Consider the following 18,425-nt stretch of genomic DNA (forward strand, 5'->3'; position numbering starts at 1 on the left):
GTGGGTCAACACATTGAAACTTTTCCGGAAGCCACCACACGTCGTGTGCGGGTGAAGCGCGCGCCGCGTTCCTTGGTCACTACCGCCACGGTGAGTGGCTTGTTGGCGTTTGTGCTGTTGGTGCTGGTGCCGTTTTTGCCGGTGAACCAGGTGCAGTCTTCGGTGTCGTGGCCGCAGAACAATTCGGTGCAGGCGGTGAATGCGCCGTTGATTTCGCTTGCGCCGCAGGAAGTGGATATCCAGATCCCAATTGAGGCGGTGGATCACGTCCGCCCGGGCCAGTCTTTGGTGTTGGGTACGTTGCCGGAGTCTTCGCAGGAGGCGTTTGATCGCGGCCTGTTTGTTACCGCGCCTGGTGGTGGGCTTGTGGTGTCTGCGATCAATGAGGTGCTTTTTGATCTCACCCCTGAGGAGGTTGCGGCGCTGCCTCGTGATGCGGTGTTGAGCATCCAGCAGACCGATGAGGAGACCACGGTTGCTATCAACGGCACGTCCTACTCCGAGGAGGTTGAGGATGATTACCGCGCCCAGTTCACCGGTTTCTACTCGGAGCTTGAGCCGGATGCAGGGCAGCTGCTTATCGACGCTGGCCTGACCGCCCACATCGACATCAATTCCCGCTTCACGTCTTCGCCAACTGCGGTGAAGGTGTTCGCGATGATCGCGGGCCTGATTTCCGCAGTGGTTTCTTTGGTGGCGTTGGGCCGTATGGATCGTTGTGACCGCCGCCGTGTGCCGCTGTTCGACCGGGAGTGGCGCACGTTTAAGCCGCTAGATGGCATCGTGCTTGCCGTGTTGGGTTTCTGGCACGTCTTTGGTGCCAACACCTCTGATGATGGCTTCTTGCTCACCATGGCTCGCGTGGCCAATGACTCGGACTACATGGCCAACTACTACCGTTGGTACGGCGTGCCGGAGGCACCGTTTGGCTCCCCGTTCTATGACGTGTTGGCGCTGCTTGCGCGCGTAACTACGGCATCGATGTGGATGCGTCTGCCCACGCTTCTGGCCGGCATTGGGATCTGGTGGGTGCTGTCGCGCTCGATCTTGCCGCGCTTGGGTGAGGCGGTTGCGGGGCGCCGGGTGGCGTACTGGACTGCGGCGTTTGTGTTCCTGGCGTTCTGGCTGCCGTATGACAACGGCACCCGCCCGGAGCCGATCATTGCCGCTGGCATCTTGATCACCTGGGCACTGTTTGAGCGTGCCATTGCCTATGACCGCCTGCTGCCTGCAGCGTTGGGCACGATCACGGCTGCGCTGACCTTGGCGTGTGGCCCGACGGGCTTAAGTGCAGTGGGCGTGTTCCTGATTTGTTTGCCGGCGGTGTTTAGGACGATGAGGCGTCGGCAAGCAATGGCTCCGATGCTCGCCTACATTGCTGCCTTCCTGGGTGCCGGCATGGCCGTGATGGTGCCTGTGTTTAAGGACCAGACCCTGGCCACCGTGCTGGAGGCAACCGCCGTGCGCTCCGAGGTGGGCCCGGCGCTGCACTGGTACGAGGAGTGGGTGCGCTACGCAACGCTGTTCCAGCAAACGGTGGACGCCTCGCTGGAGCGCCGCTTCCCCGTGTTCACCCTGGTGCTGTGCATGGTGCTGATCCTGTGGGGCATGGCGCGCTGGGGTCGCATCCCGGGCACGAACAAGGCAACGACGCAGCGGATGGTGCTCATTGTTGCCCTGACCGTGTTCTTCATGATGTTCACGCCAACGAAGTGGACCCACCACTTCGGCATCTACGCGGGCGTCGGCGCTGCCGTTGCCGCACTCGGCTCGGTGGTGCTGTCCCACTTCGCGCTGCAGTCCGCCCGCAACCGCACCATCGCGTTCGCCGCGACGCTGTTCCTGCTGGCCCTGACCCTGGCCGGCTGGAACGCCTGGTGGTACGTCTCCTCCTTCGGCGTGCCGTGGTGGGACCGTACCGTGCAGTACAAGGCGGTGGAGGCCAACACCATCGTGCTGGCGCTGGCCGGTGTGGTGTTTTTGGTTGGCATTGTCCAGTCGCTGATTCACAACAACCGGCGTGCCGAAGCCGCTAAGGCTGGCAAAGCGCATGAGTTTGATCAGGCGGCTCGTGTAGACGCTGGCCGCTGGGCCGGCATCATGGGCGCCCCGATCGCGGTGCTTGCGGTGCTGATTGTGGCGTTTTCGTGCTTGACGTTTGTGAAGTCCTTTGTGTCCCAGGCGCCGTCCTATTCCGTGGGCATGGGCAACGTGCGCAGCTTCACGGGTGATGTCTGCGCGCTGGCATCGGACGTGATGCTGGAGACGGATACGAATGACTCCTTCCTCACGCCGATTGACGGGGTGCCGTTGGGCAAGTCCCTTGACGCGGGCACCAACGTTGGTTTCCACCCAGATGGCGTGCCTGCCTACATCGCTTCTGAAAACGCCAACACCACTGATGTGTTGTCTTCGGCGCAGTCGGATGCGCAGACGGCGGATGCGCCGCAGGATGCGTTGAGTGAGCAGGCGCAGTCCACTTCCAGTGTGAATACGCAGGGTAACCGGCCGGAGTCTCTACGCGGCGTGAACAACTCCACGGTGCGTTTGCCGTTTGGGCTGGACTACCAGCGCGTGCCGGTGGTGGGCACGTTTGAGGATGACCCGAGCCGCAAGGCCGTGCTGGAAACCGTGTGGTTTGAGCTGCCGGAGCACAACCCGGATGCGCCGCTTCTGGTGACCTCGGTTGCGGGCAAGATTGCGCACCATGACATCAACGGTGTGGAGCAGGAAGGCACCACGCTTGAGCTTGAGTTTGGGCAGCTGCGTGACGACGGCAGCGTAAAAACCCTCGACAGCGTAGAAATGCTGGACCAGGGTCCGACTGGTGATTGGCGTAACCTGCGCTACCCGCTGGAAGACCTGCCGGAGAAGGCGGACGTTGTGCGCCTGGTGGCGGAGGACGCCTCCTTTGGTGAGAAGGATTGGCTGGCGGTAACCCCGCTGCGTAACCCGACGCTTGCGGCGATGACGGAGCTTGTGGACCGCGACACCCCGGGCCTGTTGGACTGGACGGTGGCCTTCCAGTTCCCGTGCCAGCGCACCTTTACGCACTACGCTGGCGTAACCGAGATCCCGCAGTTCCGCGTGATGCCGGACGCGCCTGGTAAGAAGCAGCTGTCTGGTTTCCAGGACTTCCTTGGCGGCGGTGCGCTGGCGACAGCCGAGGCGGTGAATTATTCTTACGACGTTCCTGGCTACCTGCGAGGTGACTGGCAGCGTGACTGGGGCTCATTTGCCAAGTATGAGCTGCGCACGGACTCCACGGGCGCGGCCCCGGTTGAGGCGAACATTGACTACGAAACCCACACCAGGTGGGGTTGGTGGACGCCAGGCCCGATGAAGATCAGGAACCCGAACGAGTAGGAGTTGGAGAAAACGATGAGGTTTACGCGCATCGCTGCCACGGTAACTAGCACAGTGGCTGCTGCCGTTACCGCTGCCATGGCTTTGGTAGCGCCAGTTGCCTCCGCGCAGGGGGTTGGTGGTCAGATGATGTCCTCCGACAACACGATGGGGATGCTGGAGCAGCAGGGCTGCAAGCCGCATTACCTCATTGCTGTGCCGGGTGGCGCGAACACGGTGGCGGGTGTGCCAACGTTTGTGCCGCACGGCGGGCACGTGTTCAGCACCGGCCTGTTAACGCAGATGCGTACCAACGGTGCGATTGAGCCGCTGTGGATTTCTTACAACTCCGGCGCGTTTGCGCAGCGTCCGTACTATGCGGCGTCCAAGGCGGCGTATGACACCACCTATGGCACCGTTGCAAAGTTGGCAAACGCCTGCCCTGACGCCACCTTCAGCTTCACCGGCTTCTCCCTGGGTGCGGACGTCACGGCGCGTCTAACGCGCGACATTGCTAACGGCCACGGCCCGATTGCGCAGGAGCGCGTGGATGCGGTTGCGGTGATTGCAAACCCGTACCAGGGTCCGAACGGGGCGACGCTGTCGCCGGGCACCTCGCCGGATTCAGTTGGCGCCCTTGGTGCGCTGGAGGGCGGCTACGGTGTGCTGGCGGGTCGCGTGCTTGAGATCTGCCGCCCGGATGACATCGTGTGCTCCATGCGTGAAGAGCACCGCGCGTTGGTAGCACCGGCGATGCGTACCCACATGAGCGCGGGCCGCATTCCGTGGAATGAGTACCAGGCGATTTTGCAGAAACTCGGCCCGAGTGCCGGCGCTGTTGTGGCCGGCATGGCCGCCCACGGCGGGTACGCCACGTTTGGCCCACAACAGGCATCGGATTGGATTGTGCAGCACACCATGTAGTGGCTTGCCACTACAGTTGTGGGCATGCATGACCTCTTTGCGTTAGTAAATGGCAACTGGGTGCGTGACCACGTCATCCCCGCGGACCGCGGGATTGACGGCGCGTTTTACGCACTGCGCGACAAATCCGAAGAAGACGTTCACGCGCTGCTGAAGGAAAGCGACAGCCGCGCGGGCGTGCTGTACCGCGCCTTCATGGACACCGACGCGGTAAACGCCGCCGGTGTTGCGCCGCTGAAGGCGGACTTAGACCGCATTGTGGTGGCGGACGTGGAAGAGTTCGCCCACAACCTGGGCCTTTTGGAGCGTGACGGCGTTGGCGCGCCGCTGAGCTACTGGGTGGAGAAGGATTCCCAGGGCGAAGACGCGGTGGCCTACCTGGTGCAGTCCGGCCTGGGGCTGCCGGATGAGGCATACTACCGCGAACCGCAGCACGCTGAGACCTTGGAGAAGTACCAGGGCCATGTAGCGCGCATGCTGGGCTTTTTGGACGGCACGTACCTGATGGGCCTCAGCCCCGAGCAGGCGGCGGCGCGCATCGTTGCGTTGGAAACCCAGCTGGCGTCCAGCCACTGGGATGTGGTCAAGGCCCGTGATGCGGTGGCCACCTACAACCCGACCACGCTGGAAGAACTCCCGGCGATTATCCGCACCATGCTGGCTGCCTCCGGGTTGCCGTCCGGCCGCGTGATCAACATGATGCCGTCTTTCACCGAGGACCTGGCAGCGATGCTGCGCCCGGAGGCACTGGCGGACTGGCAGCTGTGGGCCGTGTGGAACGTTCTGCGTTCCCGCGCGGGCCAGCTCACCGAGGAAATTGCAAAGGCCAACTTCGAGTTCTACGGCACCCACCTTTCCGGTGCTACCCAGCAGCGTGACCGCTGGAAGCGCGGCGTTGCCTTGGCGGAAAGCCTGGTTGGTGAGGAGATTGGTCGGGAGTACGTTGAGGGGCACTTCTCGGCGGCGTCGAAAAGCGAAATGCTCCGGCTTGTTGACTATCTGATTCAGGCCTACCGCGAGCGCATTGCCAAGCTGGATTGGATGGGCGAGGCCACGCGCGAGCGCGCGCAGGAGAAGCTGGGGCAATTCACCGCCAAGATTGGCTACCCGGAGCGTTGGCGCAGCTTCGACGGCCTTGAGTTTGTTGAGGACGGCGCGCAGCTTCTGGCGAACGTGCGTGCGGGTGCCGCCTTTGAGCACAACTACCAGCTGGCCAAGATTGGCAAGCCGAGCGATCGCGCGGAGTGGGTGACCACCCCGCAGACCGTCAACGCGTTCTACAACCCGGTGGTCAACGACATCACCTTCCCCGCCGCCATCCTGCAGCCGCCGTTCTTCGACCCGGAGGCCGATGCGGCGGAGAACTTCGGCGCGATCGGTGCCGTGATTGGCCACGAGATCGGCCATGGTTTTGATGATCAGGGCTCGCGTTACGACGGCCACGGTAACCTCAACTCCTGGTGGACCCAGGAGGACCGCGAACGCTTCGAAGCGCTCACATCCCAGCTGGTCAACCAATTCAACGGCCTGGTGCCATCCGTGCTGGCGGACCAGGAATGCAGCGGTGTGAACGGCGAGTTCACTCTTGGCGAAAACATCGGTGACCTGGGCGGACTTGGCATCGCCGTGGAGGCGTACAAGCTCTACCTGGCAGATCAGGGCCTAGAGGATTGCCCATCGCGCCCATTCGGCGATTTGGACGGCACCTACACCGGCTTCCAGCGCCTGTTTTTGGCGTGGGCGCGCGTGTGGCGCTCCAAGGCACGCCCGGAGATGGCGGCACAACTTCTGGCGATTGACCCGCACTCCCCCAACGAGTTCCGCTGCAACGTCATCGCCTCCAACGTGGACGAATTCTATGAAGCGTTTCACGTGGAACCAGACTCCCCAATGTGGATCGATCCGGATAAGCGGGTGAAGATTTGGTAGAGCGTGTTGGGTCTGAGCCTGTTGGATCTGAGCCTGTTGGATCTGAGCCTGTTGGGTCTGAGCCTGTGAATGAGCAGCTCAGCGAGGACTTCCATGTTGGCGGCCGTGACCGCGAGATGCCACCAGAGCTGCAACTTGAGCAACTGGTGACCTACATCGAGGCCACCTATGACCAGGACGCAGCGCAGTATTTGGCATTGCTGCCGGATCGCATCACGCACGCCGCGATGCTCATGCTCGGCAGCGCCGTGGACCACGCGATGCCCGCGGTAGCGTTTGCCGACGGTGTGACGGTGGAGTCCGTTGAACTGGGCGAAGTGTTCGTGCCCAGCTCCCCCACCGGCGCCTGGGCGGTCTCGCTTAATAATGAGGGAACTGCTCACCGCGACCACGCTTGGCGACCCGACGTTGCCGCCGCCGCGGAACTCTCCGGCGTAACAATCTTGGACGTCAACGACGTTGCCGACGCCGAAGCCGCCCTGGCGTACGCCCGCGAGCGTGCTGGTGGTGCTGGTGGCGCTTGTGCTGGTGCTTGTTCGGTGTGGGCGTTTGGTTCCGCCGCCGCCTCGGTCCCTTCGGGTGCGGACGCCTACGCGCTGACCTTCCCAGTTGAGGTGACGCCGGATACGTTTGCCGCCGTTGGTTCGGCGCCCGTGCTGGTCCAGGTCGCCTCTCGTGATAAGGTTGCGGCGCCGTTGCCAGCCGATCTACCTGGTTCTTTTACACGGTCGGAGTACTTCTCAACGCACTTCATTGCTACGCCGGCGGAGATGCGCCGCCGGGTTCGCGACGTCGCAGAGTTCCTCGCCGCGCTCTGATATTCGGCCCTGGCCGGGCCTCTGACAAATCGTGCAGCGGGCCCTTAGTAGTTTGCCAAAAGCCCAGGTCGGCAAAATGACGTCGTCGGATTTGTCAGGATCCGCGGTTCCCCTCTGACAAATCGTGCAGCGGGCCCTTAGCGCTTCGGCAACACCCCAGGTCGGCAAAATGGCGTCGTCGGATTTGTCAGAGCTGACAGAAAACTAGCAGAAAACGAGCAGCAAACTAGCGGCGCTTAGACTTCGTCGGCTTCGCCGCGGCCGACTCTGTAGCTGAAACCTTGTTTTTCGCCGGGGTGTCCTCCACCTGGTTGATGCCGTGGCGGACATCCACGGTGTTTTCGTAGGCGGTGCCGTAGGTCAGGGCGGCGACGGCCCAGGTTTCGTCGCCAATCTCACCCCAAGAGACGCTGCCGGTGGCGCTGGCGCGGTCATCAGTCCAGCCCATCTTGGAGCCTTTGACGTTGTCCATGCGGGCGGTGCCGAAGCCTTGGATGAAGCCGTCGGCAGCCACGGCGCTTTGGTCCTTCATGCCGGCGAACAGGGGTTTCGCCTTCGGGTCCCACACGATGGAGGAAATGAACGTGGCAACGTCGCGTGCAGAGGTCTGCGTCTGTCCCCAATAGCCACTGCGCACGGTGGCTTTCAGGTCGAAGTCTTCCGCGATCTGCTCAATGGCCTCGGGGTATTTCCGGTCAAGCTGGCTGGCAATGAGGTCTGAGGAGGTGGCCACCATCTCTGGGATCTGGGACTTTTCCTCGGCAGTGCCGTTGTACAGCACGTAGTACGCCAGGTACAACTTGGCCAGGCTCAACGCCGGGCGCGGCTCCTCTGCATTGGCGGACATGGAAATCCGCCCGTCGGGGTGCACCACGGCCAGGGCCGTGCGATCACGCAAGTACGACGGATCAACGTGATACGCCTGTGCAGGCGCAGCAACGACAGACGACAACGCCAGCGCGCACGCAAGCGTCCCCGCAACAACCCGCAGTTTCATCTCGTATGCCTCAGGTTCCTACGTTTCAAAGTCCTACGCTTCGGGGTCCAGGTGCAGGATTGAATCGGACTCGGAGGCCTCTTCAAACACCGGTGTTTCTACCTCGCAGAAGAACACGCCGGCGCCCGTAGCATCCTCCTGCAGGCTGACCAGACCAAAAGGTGTGAGCTCTGGTTCCGAGAGGTATTTCGCCCCGAACATCTCTGCAGCGCGTACCGCCGCGGACATGTTCTCCACACCGAAGTAGATCTGCCACGCCGCATGTGTATGCGCAGGGCCGATCTCCATGCTCAAGAATGGTGCGCCGTCTTGGAGGGCGATGTATTCGTCCCCAACCTTCTGCACTTCCCAATCGAAAAGCTCGGCGTAGAAATCAACTGCCGCAACCTCGGGTCCGCCGTAGTTGTACCACACCGGTACACCCGGCTCACCGGCGGCAACGAAGCGGTCTTCGCCTGCCGGCTGGATCAGACCAAAGTAGCCGTCAAACGGGTCGGCGCAAACGGTAAGGGTGCCCAGGTCCACCTCTGCGGTGGCAAGCACCCGGCCGCCAAGCTTCTCCACACGCTTCGCGTCCGCAGCCACATCAACGCTGAGGAAGTACGGCACCCATTCGTTCAGCGCCTCTTTTGCGCCGGTGCTGACAATGCCGGCCACCGGCAGGCCGTGCATGCGGGCCACGCGGTAGTCGCCGCCCGAAACGTCCCAGCCCAGCACCTTGGTGTAAAAGTAGGCGGACTTTTGGGGCTCGCTGGTCACCAGGTCCTGCCAGTACGGCATGCCGGGAACGGCTTCAAATGCGGGCATTAGAGATTCCTCCACTTCTCCGGATCGAAATCATCGTTGGCGGTGCGCTCATCAAAGTAGTCGTCGTCACCGTCACCGTCGGTGGTGACGGTTGCGGTGGCGTGGGGGGTGGAGATGACGTCAGCGTCGTGAAGCAGAAAGCCCCTGCTTGTGACCACCTCACCGTTGACTGTCACCTCCCCGGCCTCAATCATTTCTTTGGCATGGCCGCCGGATTCCGCCAGGTTAGCCAGCTTGAGCAGCTGGCCCAGTTTGATCGTGTCGCCGCTGATAGGCACCTCAACATGCATGCGGCCAAGCATAAGCCAGATTGGTGCGGAGTTTAGAAAAGCGCGGGCAGGCCGGCGAGCCCCTCGATGAGCATCCACACTGCGATGACTATGAAAATCAGGCCTGTGACCAGATCAATTGCCCAGCCATGCCGCTGGATCGGCCTCGCCAGGGCGCGCACTGCCAGCGCAAACCCAACGAACCACAAAAGCCCGGTGATAATCAGTGTCGCCGCAATCGCCACCATCCACTGCCAGCCCATGCCGGGGCGGATGAACTGGGCGAAGATCGCGCCAAAGAACAAGATGGCCTTCGGGTTGGACAGGTTCGTGGCCACACCCACACCGAACGCCTTGGCGGTGCTCATGGCTCGCGCGGCAGGTTCAACCGCATCAGGGCTTTTTTGCTTATCGACGCGCGCCTTCACCCCACCCCGCAACGCCCCAAGACCCATGTACAGCAAGTAGCCGCCGCCGACGATCTGCAGCACGGTCAGGATCTGCGGCACCGTCTGCACCAGCGCAGACAGGCCCAGAAGCGACCCGATGATCCAAACGGCGTTGCCAAGCGTGATGCCCGCGGCAGCCCACACGCCGGCGGCGCGGTCGCGCGAGCCGATGCGGATGATCTGAAATGTGTCCGGACCAGGGCTGACAATCGCGGCAAACCACACACCGAGCAGCGCCGCGAACGCCGACCCGGTCACCTAACGTTCCGCCTGATCAGCAGGCATGATGCTCATCGTGTCAATGTTCACGTGCGCTGGCAGCGACGCCACCCAACGGATCGCCTCAGCGATGTCTTCCGCGGTGAGGTTGAGTTTGCCCTCGTACACCTGGGCGGCACGCTGCGCATCGCCGTGGAAACGGTTGAGCGAGAAGTCCGTTTTCACGCGGCCCGGGTCGATCTCGCAGATGCGGATGTCGGGCGCTTCTTCTCTGCGAAACGCCCGAGTCAACCCCCGCAACCCGAACTTCGCCGCGTTGTAGCCGCTGCCGCCCTTGTACGCATCCGTCGCCGCCACGGAACCAATGTTGATAACCAAGCCCTTTGCGGCCTTGAGCTGCGGGTACAGCGCCTGGGTGACGCGCATGGTGCCCATGACGTTGGTGTCGAACATCCACTGCCAGTCGTTCGCGTTAGCGTCGCGAAGCAGGTCAAGCTCCTTCGCCCCACCAGCATTGTTGACCAGCAGGTCCACTCGTGGGAGCTTCGCAAGCTTATCGACGCTAACCTCATCCGTCACGTCCAACTCCAATGCCTCCCCGCCAATTTCATCAGCGATGGCCTGACAACGCTCCACCCGGCGCGCCGCCACAATCACGTGCCAACCATCGGCCGCCAACGCACGACACGCGGCCTCACCAATACCCGCCGAGCCGCCAGTAACTACAGCAACTTTTTTGTCCATGTGCACAGGTTACCGGTGTACTTGGCGCATTGTGATGTTTATCCGCCCCTCTTTCAGACCCGTGGTTTCGGGCCCAGTGGCTTCGCGCGGCGCCTTCACCCCGTGATATGCCCTCCTTGCCGGACCGCCAAACACCAGCGCGTCCCCGGACATCAGCAGCAGGTCTTTGCTTTCGGTGTTTTCGGGGTTTTGAATGCGAAAGATCGTTTCCTCCCCGATGGAGAGGCTGACCACCGCGTTGTCGGATTCCTCCTCCGCGTCAACGTGCAGGCCCATGCCTGCGCCCGGCGGGTAGAAGTTCACCAGTGCGGTCTCCACTGTCGGCGTGGGACCCACCAACGGGTCGATTTCGCGTGCTTGGTTCATGATGTTGTTGGCTATGACCTGGTAGTTTTCGGGTACTTCAGGCACCGTGTGGCCGTCCACCTCCCGCACAAGCCGGTAGGGCTGCGTCTGCCAAAACCACCCCAACGACAACAACCACGCCGCCATCTGCCCCTGCCCCACACGCGGGCGCCGCATCGCCACCGGCGTACCTTTCACCCGGTGAGCAATGTCCCGCGCCTGGGTGACCAGTGCGGCTTGCTCTTCGACGTTGAGGAAGCTCGGCAGGTGCACCACTCCTGGGAGTGGGTTGGAAGGGGTGCGCGGGAGGGCGTCGAAAAGCATGGGTCTAATTAGGGTTCAGTTAACCAAGAAGCCACCGTAGTTCCGAAATGCGCTGCCATACGCCCTGCTCAGTGGGTGATAAATCGTACGAGTGGGCGCGCTCCTCGAACTCGTCGATACCACCTTCCACCTGCTGCTCGAGATTACGTAACTCCTGCTTAGCCTCCTCAACCGTGAGTCGGCGAATAATCGGCGTAGACATAATCCCTCCTTGGAAATGTTCCTGTTGGTTCGTTGTGCCCATTGTTCCACACTGGGGTAACACGCCAGCGGATGTTCGAAATTGTTGTTCGAGCTGAAGGCTGGCGATCAATCGTAATCCTGTAAACGAGGGGGCCTCGTTTACAAAAGCCCAGGTCGGGTTTGTCACATCCGCAACAAATCGCTTTGTTTGCAATGAGGCTGGTGGGGTGCGTGGGGTTAGCGCAGGTCAGGGGGTAGAACCCCTACGAGGCCTCGCGGCGCGCGGGTCCGCGCAGGTAGAAGGTGTCCACGATGTCGTACTTCGGCCCGCCGGAGCGGCCTTTGCCCAGGTGGGATTCCATGAGGTGGATTTCATCCACGTGCCAGCGGGGGCCGGAGTAGATGGAGAGGGCGTGGGCGTGGTCGTCGAGAAGCCAGAAGTCCCTGGTGCGAGTGCCGGTGCGGGCGACGGTGAGGTGCGCGCGCTGGCGGCCGCGGGCGTCGGGTTCCAGAAGGCAGTCCGCCATAAGGGTTTTCAGCAAGGCTTTGTCGCCGCCGACGCCGATCCACAGGGTGCGGCGGTCGAAGCAGCCGGCGCCGCGAAGCCGCAGCTCTAATGGCGGAGCCCATGCAGTTGCCTGGGCGAGGATATCGGTGACTTCGGCGGCGTCGTTGGGCTGGGAGCCGTAGAAGGCCAGCGTGATGTGCCAGTTGTCTGGGTCGGTCCAGCGGGTTTCGGTGCCGAATGTGTCGCGGATCGGGCGCAGGGCGGTGATGAGGTGCTCGCGGACCTCGGTTGGTGGGACGATTGCGGCGAACAGGCGTCTCATGGCCTCAAAGGTACCCTGGAAAACAATGTTTGACTTGGAGAAAATCGGGCGCGGCCTGCCGGTGGCGGGGGTGCTGGGCCAGTTGCCTGAGGCTGGCCCGCTGGTGGTTGAGGCGCCGCCGGGTACGGGTAAGACGACGCTGATCCCGCCGGCGGTTGCGAATGCGCATGGAAAGACGCTGGTCACCGCCCCGCGCAGGGTTGCGGTTCGTGCAGCGTTTCGGCGCCTTTCGCTTCTCGACGCCCCGTCGCTTTCCGGCTACGCCATCCGCGGCGAAGCCAAGCGCGGCGAGTTGGTGGAGTTTGTCACCCCCGGCGTGCTGCTGAACCGCCTGCTGAAGGACCCGGAGCTTCACGGTGTGAACGCGGTGATTCTGGATGAGGTGCATGAGCGTCAGCTGGATACGGATCTGGCGTTGGCGATGTGCATGGAGGTTGCGATTCTTCGCGACGACTTCTTTCTCACCGCCATGTCCGCCACCCTGGACGCGGCGGCGTTTGCGCAGCATATGGGTGCGCACGTGGTGTCCACGCAGGCGGAAACGCACCCGCTGGAGGTGCAGTACGCGCCGCATGCGGGACGTGCGTCGGGGTCGCGGGAGTTTTATGAGCATGTGGCGTCGCTGGCAGCTAAACCGGCGTCAACAGCACAAGCGGAGGGCCGCACGTTGGTGTTTGTGCCGGGTGTGCGTGAGGTGGAGTTGGTGTGCGAGGCGCTGCACAAACACGGCGTTGCAGCAGCACCGCTGCACGGTCGGCTGAGCAGCGAGCAGCAGGACCAGGCGCTATACGGGGATGCGCCGGTGGTGGTATCGACGGCCGTGGCAGAGTCATCAGTAACCGTGCCGGGCGTGCGCAAGGTTGTGGACGCGGGCCTCTCAAGGGAGCCGCGCAGGGATGCCCGCGGCATGACTGGCCTGGTTACGGTGTCTGCGTCCAAGGCGAGTGCGAACCAGCGCGCGGGTCGTGCGGCGCGTTTGGGACCGGGCACGGTGGTACGCGCGTACTCGGAGGCTGATTACCAGCACTTTCGTGAAGACATCGCCGCAGAAATCACCACGAGTGACCTGACGGGTGCGGTGTTGATAATGAAGGCGTGGGGCTCCCCAGACCTGCCGCTGTTGACCCCACCACCAGCTGCAGCACGTGAGGAAGCAGAGGAAACGCTGAAGGCACTCGGCGCCCTTGACAGCCGCGGCGAGATCACAAACTTCGGCCGCACACTGGCCACGCTGCCGGTGGACCCGCGCTTAGGCGCCGCGCTGCTGAAGCTGGGCAACGGTGCGGCGCCCACGGTCGCGGCGATTGCGGAGGGCCTCAGCGGTGACCTAAGCCGCGTCGATCCCCCGCGCAACCAGGTCAACCGCCTGGCAAAGCTCGCGCCGAAAGGCCCGCCGGTTGCGGCGGGTGAGGTGGTCAGCACCGCCTTTCCACAGTGGGTGGCCAAGCGCGTGGGTGAGGAATACCTGCTGGCCAGCGGCACGCGCGCCACGTTGGATCCGAAAATCAACCTGACCGGCGCGGAGTGGATCGCGGCGGCTGAGGTGCAGCGCACCACACACAATGCCGTGATCCGCGCGGCCGCCGCCACGGAGCTTCCCACCGAGCGCGTCACGGAGGGCTACCGCGCGCACGTAACCAAGGACAAGGTGCAGCTTCGTAAAGTCAAAGCCATCGGCGCAATCGAACTCAGCGCCACGCCGGTCGCCCTCGACACCTCGGCCAACCCTGCTGCCAGCGAAGCACTGGAAGAGGCCGCCGCCTCCTTCCGGTTTGAGGACTTTCTGCTTGATAGCGCCGAACGCCACCTCCTTGACCGCCTCACCTTCCTCCACGAACAAGCTGGCTGGCCAGATGTTTCGCGTGGGGATTACTCGGTTGAGGTTGGGGAGGTGTTACGCGGGGCGTCGATAAGCAAATGCGACATGCGGGCCGCAATGATGCGCAACCTGCCGTGGGAGCTGGCCGGCAAGCTGGAGCAAAGCGCGCCGGAGCGGCTGGCGGTGCCGAGTGGGTCGCGGCCCAAGATTTCGTACGAGACCGGCCGGCCCGTGGTGCGCGTGAAACTGCAGGAATGCTTCGGGCTGGCCACCTCACCGGAAATTTCCGGGGTGCGCGTGCTGTTTCACCTGCTCTCACCTGCCGGACGCGAGCTTGCGGTGACCGATGATCTGCGCAGTTTCTGGGACGGGCCCTACCAGCAAGTGCGCAAAGAAATGCGTGGCCGCTACCCCAAGCACCCCTGGCCGGAGGACCCCTGGAGCGCCAAAGCCACGGCGAAGACCAAGAACAAAATGTAAACCGCTACATTATCGGCATGACAACTGCGCATACGACGCACACCGAGGGCCACTCCCGGGCACACACTGTGTCCATGTGGACGCTGGTGTCGCTGATCATCGGCTCCACGGTGGGCTCCGGCATTTTCGCGCTGCCGCAAAACATCGGCTCCGTTGCGGGCCCAGGCGCGATGCTCACCGGCTGGCTGATCGCCGGCGTGGGCATGCTCTCCATTGCCTTCGTCTTCCAGATCCTCGCGCGGCGCAAACCGCACCTGGACTCCGGCGTGTACTCCTACGTGCGCGCAGGCCTGGGTGACTTCATCGGCTTCGCCTCCGGCCTGGGCTACTGGCTTGGTTCCGTCATGGCGCAGGTGGGGTATGCCACCTTGTTCTTCGGCACCATCGGCTACTACTTCCCCGTCTTCCGCAACCAGTGGGTGCTGGCCCTTGCGGTGTCGGTGCTGACCTGGTCGATCTTCTTCATGCTCACCCGCGGCATCAAGCAGGCAGCGGTGATGAACGTGGTGGTCACCGTTGCCAAGATCGTGCCCATCCTGGCCTTCATTGTGCTGGTTGCGTTCCTTGGTTTTAGTTGGGGCAAGTTCACGTTCGACTTCTGGGGCGAAAGCTCTGGCCTGCCATTTTCCAAGCAGCTGCAGGGCATCATGCTCTACACCGTGTGGGTCTTCATTGGCATTGAGGGCGCATCCGTCTACTCCAAGCAGGCATCCAAGCGTACGGACGTTGGCCGCGCCACCATCATCGGCTTCCTCTCCGTCTTAGGCCTGCTGGTTGCCGTGTCCACGTTGAGCTACGGCGTGCTCACCCAGCAGGAACTGGCCGCGCTGCCGGACAACTCCATGGCCGCCGTCCTTGAGGCGGTTGTGGGCCCGTGGGGTGGCGTGTTCATCTCCATCGGCCTGTGCCTGAGCGTGCTCGGCGCGTACGTGTCCTGGCAGATGCTGTGTGCTGAACCCATCGTGCTCATGGCCAATGACGGCCTGCTGCCGAAGCGCCTGGGCCGCGCCAACAACGCCGGCGCACCGTTTACCGCGCAGCTGATCTCCACGGTGGTCATCCAGTTCTTTGTCATCATCTTCTTTGCCAACCAGACCTCCTACAACGCCATGGTCCAGCTGGCAACGATCATGTACCTGCTGCCCTACATCTTCTCCGCGCTGTATCTGGTGCTGCTTGCGCTGCGTGCGGACAAGAACCCAGCCACTGATGAGGTCCGCCCAGACCGCGCAACCAACTCCAAGCACCTGGTTGTTGCCGCCGTGGCGTTTATTTACTCGCTGTGGCTGATCTACGCCGCCGACCTGGTGTACGTCCTCTTCGGCGCACTCGCGGTGCTGCCGGGCATCATCCCGTACGTGCTGACCAAGCGCGCACGTGGAGAGCGCCTGTTTAACGCCTTCGAGTGGGTCGTTGTCACCATCGTTGTCATCGGCGCGGTGTTTGCCGTGGTTGGGCTGGTTAACGGATCGCTGGTGCTGTAGGGGTTTTAACCAGGATTAGTCAGCCAAGGCTCTGATGGCGTCGAGGAAGTTGGGCATTGCTGTCGATGGATTCGGTCCAGCCTGCCCTGACTTCACCTTTCCCAGCTGAAGTGCCGCAGCTTTAGCCTCCTCATAGCGACCAAAAGGGAAGTCAGTTTTCAGCGTCTTGCCGCGCATGAGACCAGCGGATGCGCAGCGCTTGTCTAACTCTGCACTAGGGCGTGTCTCCCATATGTATCGTGAGGTTCGCGTCAGTCTGGTGGGGTGAGGTCGACGGGTTCTCGATATCGGGTGTTTACGGATGCGCAGTGGAAGCGGATCGCTCCGCCGTTGCCGTCCAATGCCGGGCGGCGTGGTCACCCGTTCGGTGACGACCGGCGGGTTGTGGAGGGCATCGCGTACCGGTTCCGCACCGGGATCCCGTGGCGTGACTTGCCCCGCGAGCAGTTCGGCCCGTGGCAGACGGTGTGGAAGCGGCATCGCCGTTACGCCGGTGACGGGACGTGGGATCGGGTGCTGGCGCAGATCCTTGCCGAGGCCGACGCGGCCGGGAAGATCGACTGGGCGGTGTCGATCGATGCGACAATCGCGCGTGCGCATCAGCATGCCACGAACACCACCCGCCCCGAGCAGGACACAGGGGGGCAGGATCGAATCACAAGAATCTGCCCTGGCACGAGATTGAACCGCCCGGTCACGGTATCGGTCGCTCCCGCGGCGGTCTGACCACGAAGATCCACGAGGCCGTCGATGGGCAGGGCCGCCCGCTCGCGATGATCGTGACCGGCGGGCAGCGCAACGACGGAGCGATGCTCATCCACGTGCTCGGCGAGATCCAGGTTCCCCGGCTTGGCCCGGGTCGCCCACGAACCCGACCCGACGCCGTGATCGCCAACCGTGCCTACGCGACCGGAGTCATCCGCAGCGAGCTGCGCCGCCGCAAGGTCAAGGCCGTCATTCCCGACAAGCGCGACCAGATCATCGCACGAAAACGGCGCGGGAGTCGCGGCGGTCGCCCGCCTGGGTTCGACGCCACCGCCTACCGCGGTCGCAACGTGATCGAGCGATTCTTCGCACTCGCGAAGCAGTGGCGCGGCATCGCGACCCGCTTCGACAAACTCGCCATCACGTACCGCGCCGGCGTCACCCTCTGCGCCATCCTCACCTGGGTCCGACTATTGGGAGACACGACCTAGTCGTTTTCTCTGGTGTTGATTGAGACATAGTCCCATTACGTTGTTAGCACTTCCGCTTGAAGGAGCCCAGGATTCGTACTCCTAGCCCCATGCTGGGGCAGGCTATGTTTATCTGCGTTCCTTCTGCCTTGTGACAGTGGAACTAGTCGCTGGCTTCGGTATGGCTTGTTTTTCGTCCCCGTCTGAAAATGATCCGGGGGGGTGATGCCGCCGAAGGCAGTGACATACTCCAGACTGCTAATAGGAACCTGACCCGCACAGTATGCGCGAGGTCTCAAAGTAATGTGGATACCAGCGTGAAGTATGTCCGACCACCAGCGACGAAATAAGTCTCATACTCGTTCAATTCGCTAGGAGGTCTGGCATGACCTACGACTATGTCATCGGCATGGACGTTGGCAAATACTTTCACCACGCTTGCGTCTTAGATATCGACGGCGCCCAAGTACTATCAAAGCACATCAACCAAAACGAAAAATCCCTGCGCACACTCTTTTCAACATTCAGCGCAAACAACCACAAGGTCCTTGTCGTCGTGGACCAGCCCAATAACATTGGGCGACTAACTGTCGCGGTTGCCCAAGATATCGGAATCGACGTGCGCTACCTTCCAGGTTGGGCTATGCGCCAACTCTCTCGCATCTGTCCACGCTGGTAATGTCAAAGCTGATATCCGGGATGCATATATCATCGCCCACGCTGCAAAGAACCTTCCGGAATCCCTCCGCAGTGTCGACCGTGTCGAAGAAGCCTTCCTCCAGTTGAAAGTCCTCAACGGCATCGACGAAGACTTAGCACGCTCCTACACCAGGCTCATCAATCAGATTCGAAGTGCACTCGTTGGCTGCTACCCGCAATTCGAACAAGCCCTTCGCGGCCAGATAATCCACCCCGCAAGTGGGTTCTGCCCCTACTTGCACGCTACGGCGGGCCCACCAAAATAAAGCGCCTCGGAAAGCCAAAGCAGCTGCCTTTGCTCGACGCTATAAGGCACGCAATCCCGAGCCCGTCATCGATGCCATATTCGCTGCCATCTCTGAGCAAACAGTCGCCATTGCTGGTGCACAATATGCCGAAATGGGCGTAGCAATGTCGGCGAAGGACGCGCTTTTAAAGCTCGAGCACTGTGTTGCGACCGGCTATTTGGTAGCAGTGTCGTGACTATCTGGTAGCACTTCAGTGAGTATCTGGTAGCAGCTCAGGGGGCTCGGGGTGATACTTCCGGTAGCCGCACCACTCGGGTGCGGCGTGTGACTGGAAGGA

The 18,425-nt window shown here is 62.4% G+C and carries 16 protein-coding genes and 2 pseudogenes; 9 read left to right on the top strand and 9 right to left on the bottom strand.

From position 1 onward, the window contains the following. The 4 genes from AK829_RS09450 (at position 1) to AK829_RS09465 (ending at position 7,016) form a co-directional block, all read left to right on the top strand. Positions 1–3,366: an arabinosyltransferase domain-containing protein gene (locus AK829_RS09450; protein WP_232305717.1), complete on the top strand. Its 3,366-nt coding sequence runs from the start codon at positions 1–3 to the stop codon at positions 3,364–3,366. A 15-nt stretch (positions 3,367–3,381) separates the two neighbouring features. Next, positions 3,382–4,269 (top strand): cutinase family protein, encoded by an 888-nt coding sequence (locus AK829_RS09455; RefSeq protein ID WP_052205615.1) that lies wholly within the window; start codon positions 3,382–3,384, stop codon positions 4,267–4,269. A gap of 24 nt (positions 4,270–4,293) precedes the next feature. After that, positions 4,294–6,198 carry a M13 family metallopeptidase gene (locus tag AK829_RS09460; RefSeq protein ID WP_052205616.1) on the top strand — a complete coding sequence of 635 codons (1,905 nt, stop codon included), beginning with the start codon at positions 4,294–4,296 and terminating at the stop codon, positions 6,196–6,198. 65 nt (positions 6,199–6,263) lie between these two features. Next, positions 6,264–7,016 (top strand): hypothetical protein, encoded by a 753-nt coding sequence (locus AK829_RS09465; protein WP_083439921.1) that lies wholly within the window; start codon positions 6,264–6,266, stop codon positions 7,014–7,016. 226 nt (positions 7,017–7,242) lie between these two features. On the opposite strand, the gene AK829_RS09470 is transcribed toward AK829_RS09465, so the two are convergent. The 8 genes from AK829_RS09470 to thpR form a co-directional block, all read right to left on the bottom strand. Beyond that, complete coding sequence (locus AK829_RS09470; protein WP_052205618.1) at positions 7,243–8,013, bottom strand: hypothetical protein; 771 nt, start codon at positions 8,011–8,013, stop codon at positions 7,243–7,245. Between the two features lie 33 nt (positions 8,014–8,046). After that, positions 8,047–8,820, bottom strand: a complete 774-nt coding sequence (locus AK829_RS09475; RefSeq protein ID WP_052205619.1) for a VOC family protein — start codon at positions 8,818–8,820, stop codon at positions 8,047–8,049. Beyond that, complete coding sequence (locus tag AK829_RS09480; protein WP_052205620.1) at positions 8,820–9,110, bottom strand: RNA-binding S4 domain-containing protein; 291 nt, start codon at positions 9,108–9,110, stop codon at positions 8,820–8,822. The genes AK829_RS09475 and AK829_RS09480 overlap by 1 nt, the downstream gene beginning before the upstream one ends. Positions 9,111–9,142: 32 nt before the next feature. Further along, positions 9,143–9,796 (bottom strand): LysE family translocator, encoded by a 654-nt coding sequence (locus tag AK829_RS09485; RefSeq protein WP_052205621.1) that lies wholly within the window; start codon positions 9,794–9,796, stop codon positions 9,143–9,145. Then, positions 9,797–10,501, bottom strand: a complete 705-nt coding sequence (locus AK829_RS12545; protein WP_052205622.1) for an SDR family NAD(P)-dependent oxidoreductase — start codon at positions 10,499–10,501, stop codon at positions 9,797–9,799. A 9-nt stretch (positions 10,502–10,510) separates the two neighbouring features. Further along, the gene (locus tag AK829_RS12550) at positions 10,511–11,170 is read right to left on the bottom strand and encodes an alpha-ketoglutarate-dependent dioxygenase AlkB (protein WP_052205623.1); all 660 of its coding nucleotides are present in this window, start codon (positions 11,168–11,170) and stop codon (positions 10,511–10,513) included. A gap of 19 nt (positions 11,171–11,189) precedes the next feature. After that, complete coding sequence (locus AK829_RS09500; protein WP_052205624.1) at positions 11,190–11,372, bottom strand: hypothetical protein; 183 nt, start codon at positions 11,370–11,372, stop codon at positions 11,190–11,192. A 244-nt stretch (positions 11,373–11,616) separates the two neighbouring features. Then, positions 11,617–12,183, bottom strand: coding sequence for an RNA 2',3'-cyclic phosphodiesterase (gene thpR, locus AK829_RS09505; RefSeq protein WP_052205625.1), 567 nt, complete (start codon positions 12,181–12,183; stop codon positions 11,617–11,619). Between the two features lie 25 nt (positions 12,184–12,208). Here thpR and AK829_RS09510 point away from each other — a divergent pair, with 25 nt between their 5' ends. Then, positions 12,209–14,482, top strand: coding sequence for an ATP-dependent RNA helicase (locus AK829_RS09510; RefSeq protein WP_052205626.1), 2,274 nt, complete (start codon positions 12,209–12,211; stop codon positions 14,480–14,482). Positions 14,483–14,499: 17 nt separating this feature from the next. Continuing rightward, positions 14,500–15,966, top strand: a complete 1,467-nt coding sequence (locus tag AK829_RS09515) for an amino acid permease (RefSeq protein WP_052205627.1) — start codon at positions 14,500–14,502, stop codon at positions 15,964–15,966. 15 nt (positions 15,967–15,981) lie between these two features. Here AK829_RS09515 and AK829_RS12555 read toward each other — a convergent pair whose 3' ends face one another. Beyond that, the gene (locus tag AK829_RS12555) at positions 15,982–16,143 is read right to left on the bottom strand and encodes a hypothetical protein (RefSeq protein WP_157045343.1); all 162 of its coding nucleotides are present in this window, start codon (positions 16,141–16,143) and stop codon (positions 15,982–15,984) included. A 114-nt stretch (positions 16,144–16,257) separates the two neighbouring features. Here AK829_RS12555 and AK829_RS12870 point away from each other — a divergent pair. The 3 genes and pseudogenes from AK829_RS12870 to AK829_RS09530 form a co-directional block, all read left to right on the top strand. Next, positions 16,258–16,482, top strand: a pseudogene (locus tag AK829_RS12870) (transposase); the annotation flags it as partial. Continuing rightward, positions 16,470–17,162, top strand: a complete 693-nt coding sequence (locus tag AK829_RS12305) for an IS5 family transposase (RefSeq protein ID WP_269745048.1) — start codon at positions 16,470–16,472, stop codon at positions 17,160–17,162. The pseudogene AK829_RS12870 and the gene AK829_RS12305, both read left to right, overlap by 13 nt. Positions 17,163–17,526: 364 nt before the next feature. Beyond that, positions 17,527–18,287, top strand: a pseudogene (locus tag AK829_RS09530) (IS110 family transposase); the annotation flags it as partial. Positions 18,288–18,425 lie beyond the last annotated feature (138 nt).

Source organism: Corynebacterium riegelii, assembly GCF_001263755.1.
Taxonomy (GTDB): Bacteria; Actinomycetota; Actinomycetes; order Mycobacteriales; family Mycobacteriaceae; genus Corynebacterium; species Corynebacterium riegelii.

Coding starts and splice junctions, on each gene's coding strand:
- AK829_RS09455 (WP_052205615.1), top strand. CDS start 3,382: ATGAGGTTTACGCGCATCGCTGCCACGGTAACTAGCACAGTGGCTGCT.
- AK829_RS09460 (WP_052205616.1), top strand. CDS start 4,294: ATGCATGACCTCTTTGCGTTAGTAAATGGCAACTGGGTGCGTGACCAC.
- AK829_RS09470 (WP_052205618.1), bottom strand. CDS start 8,013: ATGAAACTGCGGGTTGTTGCGGGGACGCTTGCGTGCGCGCTGGCGTTG.
- AK829_RS09475 (WP_052205619.1), bottom strand. CDS start 8,820: ATGCCCGCATTTGAAGCCGTTCCCGGCATGCCGTACTGGCAGGACCTG.
- AK829_RS09480 (WP_052205620.1), bottom strand. CDS start 9,110: ATGCATGTTGAGGTGCCTATCAGCGGCGACACGATCAAACTGGGCCAG.
- AK829_RS12545 (WP_052205622.1), bottom strand. CDS start 10,501: ATGGACAAAAAAGTTGCTGTAGTTACTGGCGGCTCGGCGGGTATTGGT.
- AK829_RS12550 (WP_052205623.1), bottom strand. CDS start 11,170: ATGCTTTTCGACGCCCTCCCGCGCACCCCTTCCAACCCACTCCCAGGA.
- AK829_RS09500 (WP_052205624.1), bottom strand. CDS start 11,372: ATGTCTACGCCGATTATTCGCCGACTCACGGTTGAGGAGGCTAAGCAG.
- thpR (WP_052205625.1), bottom strand. CDS start 12,183: ATGAGACGCCTGTTCGCCGCAATCGTCCCACCAACCGAGGTCCGCGAG.
- AK829_RS09510 (WP_052205626.1), top strand. CDS start 12,209: ATGTTTGACTTGGAGAAAATCGGGCGCGGCCTGCCGGTGGCGGGGGTG.
- AK829_RS09515 (WP_052205627.1), top strand. CDS start 14,500: ATGACAACTGCGCATACGACGCACACCGAGGGCCACTCCCGGGCACAC.
- AK829_RS12555 (WP_157045343.1), bottom strand. CDS start 16,143: ATGCGCGGCAAGACGCTGAAAACTGACTTCCCTTTTGGTCGCTATGAG.